General features: G+C 36.9%; 9 protein-coding genes. 5 read left to right on the top strand and 4 right to left on the bottom strand.

The window, feature by feature from the left end; genetic code table 11:
* Positions 1-106: 106 nt before the first annotated feature.
* On the bottom strand, positions 107-1606 hold the full coding sequence (locus GSM42_RS20145; protein WP_160803358.1) for an MDR family MFS transporter: 1500 nt from the start codon (positions 1604-1606) through the stop codon (positions 107-109).
* A 318-nt stretch (positions 1607-1924) separates the two neighbouring features.
* Positions 1925-3112 (bottom strand): macrolide family glycosyltransferase, encoded by a 1188-nt coding sequence (locus GSM42_RS20140; RefSeq protein WP_160803357.1) that lies wholly within the window; start codon positions 3110-3112, stop codon positions 1925-1927.
* Between the two features lie 241 nt (positions 3113-3353).
* Here GSM42_RS20140 and GSM42_RS20135 point away from each other — a divergent pair, with 241 nt between their 5' ends.
* Entirely contained in the window at positions 3354-3521 is a 168-nt protein-coding gene (locus GSM42_RS20135) for a hypothetical protein (protein WP_160803356.1), read from the top strand.
* 60 nt (positions 3522-3581) lie between these two features.
* The gene (locus GSM42_RS20130; protein ID WP_160803355.1) at positions 3582-4082 is read left to right on the top strand and encodes a hypothetical protein; all 501 of its coding nucleotides are present in this window, start codon (positions 3582-3584) and stop codon (positions 4080-4082) included.
* A gap of 66 nt (positions 4083-4148) precedes the next feature.
* On the opposite strand, the gene GSM42_RS20125 is transcribed toward GSM42_RS20130, so the two are convergent.
* Positions 4149-4538: a RidA family protein gene (locus tag GSM42_RS20125; RefSeq protein ID WP_160803354.1), complete on the bottom strand. Its 390-nt coding sequence runs from the start codon at positions 4536-4538 to the stop codon at positions 4149-4151.
* Between the two features lie 18 nt (positions 4539-4556).
* Complete coding sequence (locus GSM42_RS20120; protein WP_160803353.1) at positions 4557-5522, bottom strand: phosphotransferase enzyme family protein; 966 nt, start codon at positions 5520-5522, stop codon at positions 4557-4559.
* A gap of 203 nt (positions 5523-5725) precedes the next feature.
* Between GSM42_RS20120 and guaA the strand changes: the two genes are divergently transcribed.
* The 3 genes from guaA to GSM42_RS20105 form a co-directional block, all read left to right on the top strand.
* The gene (gene guaA / locus GSM42_RS20115) at positions 5726-7264 is read left to right on the top strand and encodes a glutamine-hydrolyzing GMP synthase (RefSeq protein WP_160803352.1); all 1539 of its coding nucleotides are present in this window, start codon (positions 5726-5728) and stop codon (positions 7262-7264) included.
* 51 nt (positions 7265-7315) lie between these two features.
* Entirely contained in the window at positions 7316-8623 is a 1308-nt protein-coding gene (locus tag GSM42_RS20110; protein ID WP_338055346.1) for an NCS2 family permease, read from the top strand.
* 459 nt (positions 8624-9082) lie between these two features.
* A partial coding sequence (locus GSM42_RS20105; protein WP_160803350.1) for a magnesium and cobalt transport protein CorA occupies positions 9083-10177 on the top strand: 1095 nt, incomplete at its 3' end.

Here is a 10177-nt window from a genome sequence, read left to right as displayed (position 1 = left end):
TAGCTAGTTGTTTACGATTTTTTGTGACACATGTTATGCGGGTGGTTGATAATTAAAAAATGGTGTCTAAAAATTATGGCTATGCCGGCTTACACTAAAATAAATCTTAATATTGTGTTATTTTTTCATCAGATAACTTTGCTTTTCCCATTAATACTACAAACAACAATGCGAGAATAGCTGGTACTAAAGTCCAAAGAAAAGTCTGAGTAATCGAAGTAGATAAAATTTCAGTAATTTTATCTAAACTAGATGCTGGTATCTTGGCTCTTCCCTCAGCTGTAAGAAGTACATGTGGATCACCTATATTTTTTGTACTCATTGAATCTAAAGTCCTAGATAGCTTGTTATTAAAAATGTTTTGTTGAATTACTCCAAATATAGTAATTCCTATCGTCATACCTAGAGATCGTAAAAATGCATTTGTAGAACTAGCAGCACCTCGTTGACTACTATTAAAATGATGCATTGCTGCTATACCGAGTACAGAGAAGGATGCCCCTGTTCCTAAACCAATAATTATCATATAGATGGTAACTTCCAGTCTGGATGTATCAGGTGAAAGTGTACTCAGAAATCCAATGCCAACTAGTTGAATCACAATGGAAGCAAACATAACTCCTCTATAACTCATTCTCTTAACCAATTCACCCCCAAGAGAAGCAGTGATTGTTGTGCCGATCATCATTGGAATGAGTAATAGTCCAGAACTAGTAGCATTTCCACCCATTACACCTTGGATATAAAGTGGAATGTAAATCGTTGATACCATAAAAGTAGCACCATAAAATAGTCCCACAAAATTACTAGCTGTATATAGACGATATCTAAACATTTCAAAAGAGATAATTGGATTTATTGCTTTGGTTTCGATATATAGAAATGTACTAAACAAAATAAGAGAACCGGCAAACAATGACAAAATTAGCATAGAACTCCACATGTATTGATCTCCGCCAAGTTCCAATCCAAACATTAGACAAACTATACTTGAAACTAAAGTGAACGCACCCAGCCAGTCAATAACTTGTTTCACTTGTGTTTTTGATTCATGATAATACAGAAAGATAAGTATCAAACAGATAGCACCAATCGGTATATTAATATAAAAAATCCATCGCCAGTTCCAAATATCTGTAATGTAAGCTCCGACAAGCGGTCCAAAAATACTGGAGAGGCCAAATATAGCTCCAAGAATACCGCTCATTTTTCCGCGTTGTTTGGCAGGAAATACATCCCAAATAATAGTAAAAGCAATCGGCATCAATGCTCCTCCGCCAATACCTTGGATGGCTCGATAAATGCTTAATTGAGTAATATTCTGCGATGTACCACATAATATGGACCCAATTAGAAATAAGAAAATCCCCAACATGAAAAATCGTTTTCTACCGTACATATCAGATAGTTTCCCAAAGATCGGCATCCCTGCCATCTCTGCAATTAAGTAAGCAGAGGTAACCCAAACAAATTGATCCAGACCACCTAATTCGCCAACGATTGTTCCCATTGCAGTGGAGACAATTGTATTATCAAGTGAGGCTACTAAAATCGCCAAAAATAAGGAGCACATTACAGGAACAAGCTTTGTTTTTTCTAGTGACAAAGTTATAACCCCTATCTATTTTTATTTTTTCATTTATTACACTCATAATGGTTATTTGGTAATGCTGTTTATCTGCTCGCTATAATGATAAAATTTCCTTCCTGACACAAAGATGTCAAGAAGGAAGCAACGTTTATACTACTCACTATTTCAGCTTGTTTATGAATCAAGTTGAAAATAAAAACCTAACACCTATCCTCTTCAAAGCCGACTGCTTGAAGTATAGATATATATATAAACGCAATATTTTGAATAATCAGTTAAAACTGACACCTTTTAGAGGGTGATTAGTGTTTTTAAACAAAACCCTACATCTTGTTAAAGGCTTAAATGCCTGTCTATCGCTTCTAGGGCTTTTTCTACTCCCCCAGTTTTCTTAAAACTTTGGCTCACCTTTTTTGTATTTTGTTGATAGGACGGGTCAGACAAAATGGTTTGAACAGCTTCTTTTAGCTTTTCTACACTTACTTCGTCGGGATCAATTCGATAGCCGGTATGAAGTTCTACTAATCGGTTTGCAATCAAAGGTTGATCTGAGGTTTGTGGGATGACAATTAGAGGTACTTCATAATAGAGAGCTTCACTGGTACTATTCATTCCACCATGGGTTATAAAGAGATCAGTATGTTGTAGAACGTCAAGTTGAGGGACATAGTTACGCACGATAAAGTTGTCAGGAAATTCCCCAAGTTTGGTTATGTCAGTTAACTTACCGATAGATAAAACAACTTTCCCTTCAAAATCCCAAAATGCCTCCATGCAGGTCTGGAAGAAAGATTCAAATCCTTGTAATACAGTACCCATTGAAATATAGAGTACCTTTTGTTCTTTTAACTCTTCTAAAGGGAAATCATTTGATTGAAATCGGTTAGAAATAGAGGGGCCGACAAAAATATATGACTCATCAAAATATTCTCCGCCTGGTTGAAATGATCTGCTTGTGAATACGATATTCAAATCAGCACTATTCATCATGAATTGAAATGGTTGTTTTACTTTTATTCCAAATTTATCTTCCATTTGCTTGGTTAAAAATGCATTTTCTCGCTCTAATTTCGGAGAAGAATCCAAAGAAGCTCCTGCACTAATATTTCTGGATATTTCTAAGAATTGTTCTTCAGGTATTGCGAAACTAGCGGTAGATGAGACAGAAGGAATTTTTAAATAATCTTTAACCAATAATCCAGCGCCAAACGTATCGTGATAAACATAGTCAATTGTTATGGAAGCAGCTAATTTCTGTACGATGGACAAAGTTTCATGGGAAATCTTCAATAGATCTTGCAAGAACTCATGGATATTTGCATTTTTCATTTCCTTTGGTGTAATCGGTTTTAGTTGAGTGGAGTGAACATAGACATGTGCTCCTAATCCTTCAATTCGTTCCTTAAATTCTTCTGTTGTTACATAGTGGACAGAGTCACCACGATCAACCAATGCTTTCACTATACCAAGAGTTGGATTAATATGACCCTCGGCAGGTATGTTAATCATTAATACATTCATTAAAATTTTCCCCCATTTTCATCATTACACTCAAAAATTGAGCCTTCATCAGTATAACTGGAAATATTTTTAATTGTAAGTCTTGTATTTCATTTGGAAATCGTAGCAAAAGAGGACTAATTTTTGGTGAGTGATAATCAAGATGATAGATTTGACTGACTTCAATCGAGTAGAAAAAAGTATTAACAAGAGATTGTGATGAAAGTATTCTAATAAAAAATATTGGGAACAATTAGTCCTTTTGCTAAAAAAAGGACAAGAGTTAGGTGAATTTGTAGCAGGAGATACGGGACAATTAGCCGCAAATTATTTAAAAGTGTTGTCAGGACTGATGACATTAAAATTGAGTGAAGATGATGAACAGTTGCCAGATGTGGATTTGTTATTGAGGTTAGTTGTATATACTTAATAAAATATATTAAACTATAAGAATAAATCACTGTAAATTCAGAATCATCAAGGAGTTAGGGTGACTTCTAAGGAACAGAAAAATCAGATGACAGATGAGTTTGGCGGTATTCGTGATCGCCTTCAAACACAATCAAAACTGATTCAAAAGGCTTATGAAAATAAGAATCGCCAAGTATTGAAGTTGCTGGTCAATGAATCGGGAGAAGCACTGGCTAAGAAACTGCTTGGGCAGTATAACAGCTTTCTCCAAGAGCATGAACAGCCATTGATCAAGTTTAAAGAAATGGGACTGGAAATGCTGGCATTGGCGGCGATTTGTACCTGCTTCCTCAAAGCAATATCCGAACTTCTGCATCTTGAACTAGAGAATAAGGAAGAAAGGAATTGGATCAAGAGTGAGGTGCATAGTTGTGCAGCCAACACTTCTCAGGCGATCCATTTCACTTTCGGAGAAAAGGTGTCTCCGCGTTACATCGGTAACGGCGTATCGAGAAGGGCTGTACTTCACGTCGCGAGAGAGTTCTTTGAGGCAAACCCCGACTCTCTGATCAGATTCTGAAAAAAGGGCAGTTCGTTAACGAACTGCCCGAATCTATTTCATTTCCCAAATTGCGTGTTTTTTATTTTATTCATCGTTAACAATAGCATCTACTTCAATTTCTATTAGCAAATCAGGATCAATCAGTCCTTTTACTTCAATCATACTGGCTACAGGTTGAATCTCTCGAAAAAATTCCCCATGTGCTTTTCCGATCTCTTCCCATTTGGAAATATCAGTCACAAACATTCTTGTTCTTATGACATCTGACATTTTAGCACCTAATTCTTGTAAGGCTCCTTCAATCGTTTGTAAAATAAACTGAGTTTGCTTATATGCATCTCCTACTCCAACTACTTCGCCATCTTGTACAGCAGTAGTACCAGCAACTTCGATACGAGTACCCACGCGTATTGCTCGACAGTATCCTACAACTGTTTCCCATGGTGCTCCTGTTAATACTTTTTGTCTCTGCAATGTTGTTCTCCTCTCCATTTACGAGCGTCGTAATATTTTATTTGACGGGTTTACGATTGCTTCCAGTCGTTTAAATTCTTCAAGTTTTTCTTTACTCGCACTTTCTTTATGCAAATAAATATGTAAGTAAAGGTAACGGAAATTGGTATAAAACTTTAAAAAGAAATTGATTTTCTCTTCCCAATCATCTTCTAATTCATTTTCACAGAAGTAACCAAACATAAATTTATGTAAAAACTCTTGTTTAAAAGAGCTTTGCTCGTATTCAGAGACATAATGAAGGGCATTATAAAGTGCAATAGCGATGTCATAGGTGTACCAATGGTATTTCACATGATTGAGATCAAAAATAATCAGTTCTCTATTTTTGGTTAGTAAAAAATTACGATTACTAAATTCATTGTGGATTAAACCATATGTTTTTTGATTGCGGGTAAATGTACTTGCTTTCTGACGAAGTTCGATCCAACGGTCTTGTACTAATTTTGGAGCGGTAGACAAGTCTCGATGGTAGATTTCTCCTTGATCCCAATCATCAAAAGGTGTATCAACTTCTTGCAGGTGAAATTTTTTGGAGATCGCATGCATTTTACCCATTTCTTGTCCCCATCGGGTGAATAAATAATCATTCCAATGAAAAAAAGCAGTTTCTTTGTTGTTTATTTTTTCTCCTTCTGCTTTTTCATAGGAGATCGCACAACAGGGGATGGGAAGAGAGTGAATGACTTCGATGGTATTTCCTCTTTTGGATAAAACATTTTTGGGAATTTGGATTCCGTTTTTTCGGAGAAACTGTATCCATTTCATTTCCGAGTGTAACATATTCCGATCTTTGTTAGCAGATGGGATTAATTTTAAAATAAATTCTTCTCCATCTCGCTCGTATTGAAAAACATTTTGGTAAAAACCGCCTATACAAATAGATGAAGATTCTGTTCCATGAAAACGTCGAACAGCTTCATCGACGATATCTTGTTTCCACATCTGACTAAAATCACCATGCTTTCTTAAATGGGTACATATCTTTCTCATTATATCAAAGCAAATTTTCTAATATGCAACTGGAAGTAGATGACTATAAAAAAACATTCTACCTATTACTTGACCTAAATGTTCGTATATGGTTATATTTTGTTAGAAATAATCCACGATATGTTCGTTTTTTAGGGGGAAATATGGAGGTATTTATGAATCAACAAATGGAGCGTGTGGTAGTTCTTGATTTTGGTGGTCAATATAATCAACTAATTGCAAGACGAATTCGTGATCTAGGAGTTTTTAGTGAATTGCTTCCTCATTCGATCACTGCAGAAGAATTAAAACAACACAAACCTTCGGGAATTATTTTTTCCGGCGGACCAAATAGTATTTACGAAGAAGGGGCGCTAAAGTGCGATCCCGCTATTTTTGATTTGGGGGTTCCTATCTTAGGAATTTGCTATGGAATGCAGTTAATAGCAGCTCATTACGGAGCAAAAGTAGATCGTGCTCATAAACGGGAATACGGAAAAGCAGAATTAGAAGTAGTAGGCAATAGCAAACTCTTTTCCTCCTTTGGAGCAAAAGAACAAGTATGGATGAGCCACAGTGATGTCTTGCTTGCTCCTCCAGAAGGATTTGAAGTAATCGGTAGAACAGAATCTGCTCCAGTAGCAGCTATGATGGATGAAGACAGACAGTTCTATGCTGTACAGTTTCATCCAGAAGTCCAACACACCAGAAATGGAAATAAGATGTTAAAAGAATTTTTATTTGCTGTTTGTGGCTGTAAAGGCGATTGGACGATGGAAACGTTTATGGAGGATGCGATAGCAGAAATTCGTAACCGTGTTGGTGATAAAAAGGTATTGTGTGCACTAAGCGGTGGAGTAGATTCTTCTGTTGTAGCAGTGCTTATTCATAAAGCAATTGGAGATCAGTTAACCTGTATGTTCGTGGATCATGGACTTCTTAGAAAAGGAGAAGCAGAAGGTGTTGTTTCGACGTTCCAAGATCATTTCCATATGAACTTTGTAAAAATCGATGCAAGAGAACGTTTCTTGGGAAAATTAGCTGGTGTTTCTGATCCAGAACAAAAACGCAAAATAATCGGCAATGAATTTATTTATGTCTTTGAAGAAGAATCATCGAAGCTTGGCAAGCATGACTTCTTAGGGCAAGGAACTTTATATACAGATATCATCGAATCTGGTACAGCTACTGCACATACGATTAAATCGCATCACAACGTAGGTGGTTTACCAGAAGAAATGAATATGGAGCTCATAGAACCTCTTAATACGCTATTTAAAGATGAAGTGCGCAAACTTGGAGAAGAGTTAGGGATTTCCCGGGAAATTGTCTGGCGTCAACCTTTTCCAGGTCCAGGACTAGCAATTCGTGTGATTGGAGAAGTGACAGAAGACAAACTCCAGATTGTTCGTGATTCTGATGCGATTTTACGGGAAGAGATAGCAAAAGCTGGACTTGATCATGAGATTTGGCAGTACTTTACCGCATTACCTGACTTCAAAAGCGTTGGGGTTATGGGAGATGTCAGAACCTATGCTTATACGGTAGGAATTCGTGCAGTTACTTCTATTGATGGAATGACAGCAGATTGGGCAAGAATACCGTATGACATTTTAGAAAAGATCTCTACACGGATTGTAAATGAGGTCGACCATGTAAACCGTGTTGTTTATGACATTACATCAAAACCACCGTCCACGATTGAGTGGGAATAAGTCAATTTAAAAAAGAGGGATTTCAGCATGTCAGAAAAGAAAGCATCAGGCATATCCAGTTTTTTTAAACTAGAAGAATACAAAACAAACGTACGAACTGAAGTTATAGCTGGTATCACTACTTTTTTTGCGATGGCTTATATTATCTTGGTAAACCCAAATTTATTAAGTAAAACAGGAATGGACTTTGGCGCTGTTTTCGTTGCTACATGTCTTTCAGCAGCGCTTGGGACCTTCTTGATGGGGGTTATCGCTAATTACCCGATAGCGCTTGCGCCTGGTATGGGTTTAAACGCATACTTTACCTTTGCTGTCTGTTTGGGGATGGGGATTCCTTGGCAGAAAGCACTAGGTGCAGTGTTTATCTCTGGGGTTATCTTTCTTCTTCTTACTGTTACTAAAGTACGTGAGATGATCATTAATTCTATCCCTCCAACCCTGAAGTTCGCAGTATCTGCGGGAATTGGCATCTTGATTGCATTTATTGGGATGAAAAATGCAGGGTTGATTGTAGCGAACGAAGCGACCTTTATTGCACTGAATCCGAAAATCTCATACGATCCCAACATTTTGCTTACGATCTTTGGACTCGTCTTTACTGTTATCTTGATGCTTCGTAAAATGACAGGAGCTATTTTTATTGGGATGATTGTTACAGGTATTGTCGGAGTTATTGCTGGTCTTATTGCACCACCAACAGGTATTTTTTCGATGCCTCCAAGCATTGCACCAACCTTTATGCAGATGGATATTATGGGTGCATTAGAACTTGGGTTGTTTACGATTGTCTTCGCATTCTTATTTGTCGATTTGTTTGATAATGCTGGAACGTTAGTTGGTGTTGCAAATCAAGCTGGATTACTGAAAGATAATAAACTTCCAAGAGCAGGTCGTGCAATGGTTACAGACTCTGTTGCGACTATGTCAGGAGCGGCTTTGGGTACAAGTACGGTTACCTCTTATATTGAGTCTGCTTCAGGAGTTGCTACTGGTGGTAGAACAGGACTTGCTTCGGTTGTTACAGCTATATTTTTAGGTCTATCTATATTTTTCTATCCTTTGGTTAGTGCTTTCGCAGGAGTTGCCGCTATTACTTCACCCGCATTAATTATTGTTGGGGTACTAATGGCAGGTAGCCTCAAAAATATTAAATGGGATGATTTTGTTGAAGCAGTCCCAGCTTTTCTTACCATGGTGATGATGCCTTTGACGTATAGCATTGCAACAGGGATTGCAGTAGGATTTATTCTTTATCCCGTATGTCAATTAGTAGTTGGAAAAGGCAAAAAGGTACACCCCATCATGTATGTTTTGGCCGTTTTGTTTGTCTTAAGATTTATTTATATCGGTGCGATTTAATCCGAAACCTCCTTATCGTTACAAGGGGGTTTTACTATATAAAACTCAGTTTTATCAGATGGGAAATATTTAGTCTGTTCAAATTATTTCAGAAAAAGCCTTGACCAAACCTTTATAAACTATTAACATTATCTTTACAAGTAGATGGTTATTTCTACTTGGTGAATACTTGACTCACTAGGAGGGCATCAATTATGATCAAATCCATTGCAGTGAAGAAAGTAAATTCATTAGGGCCTTACCCATAGGCATAGCTTAACAAAATACTTAACCTGGAGATGGAAAAGCTTCGTGACTTTCTGAGGGGGGATTCTATTGGAGTTCCAAAGCAGTAGTTATCGGCAAGCGAAAGGTCCGTATCCTTAGTAGTAGATAAAGTAAGCCACCGCAAAATCGGTGGCTTTTTCTTGTGCATAACAATCCTCATAACTAGGAAAGCATAACTAGCAGGAGGTCTCTATGATGATAACTTTATTACTTAGCTGCTGGTTTGCAATTTTTCCTGTATCCGATGTTCAATCCATACAAGATTTGTTTGCTACTAAACAACATGCTGTCAATACAGGTGATCTGTCGATGTATTTATCTACTATTTATACCGATAATCACTACCGACAAGAACAAAAGAGATGGTTTCTAGATGCGGTCTCCTATATCGATTCAAATTCTTTTCGATTAAAGGTAACGAACTTGAAGAGGATTAGCAAAGATCGTTATCAAGTAAAAGTCGTTCAATCTTATCGTAAAAATAATAAGCAATATATATTTCGTTACCCAGTAGATGTGAAGAAATCAAAAAAGTCTTGGAAAGATACAGACTCCCTTTCCTTTGAAATGAGAAGCGGACATATTGTGATTAAGTATAGTGATCCAAATTTAAAGGAACAGGCAAAAAGAGCTATCGGCATTTTGTCAAGAGTATCAAAAGTATTAGGAAGTAAGTACAATTGGTATCCATCAGTGATGGAAGCAAAACTATATCAGGAATCAGAACTTTTTCGACAATCTGTTAAACTTTCGTTGCCGACTTGGGCAGGAGGATGGAATGAGGCGAAACAATCAATAAAATTAGTAGTAAGTGAAGAAGACAAAGCTTCTCTTATTCATGGTCTTGCCCATGAATACACTCACCAATTAGTGAGTGATTTAACCAATGACAATGCAGCGTACTGGTTGCAGGAAGGTGCAGCGATGTACTATGAGTCCTTGATAACAGGGGAACAACCATTATTAAACAAACAATTTAAACTGTATTCTATTGTTCAATTGGAAAAAATGAAATTAGAGCAACTACCTGATAGTGAAGCATCTCGATACTACTTATCTTGCTATGTTCAATTTCGTCAATTGGTTCAAAAGTTTGGCGAAAAGACGATAGCTAACATTTTTCGGAAGCTGCACCATTATCCATATATCGATGTGGATAGTGCGATGAAGCAAAAAGAAACCAATCAAAGAACAAACAATATTCTTATGGAAAATAAGATTTTACCTAGGAAAGCCAATCGATTTGACGATGCATATATAAATAGAGTAACAGATAAAAAGATATTA

It is taken from the genome of Shimazuella alba (assembly GCF_009831235.1).
Taxonomy (GTDB): domain Bacteria; phylum Bacillota; class Bacilli; order Thermoactinomycetales; family Thermoactinomycetaceae; genus Shimazuella; species Shimazuella alba.
This window is presented reverse-complemented; position numbering and strand designations above follow the sequence as displayed.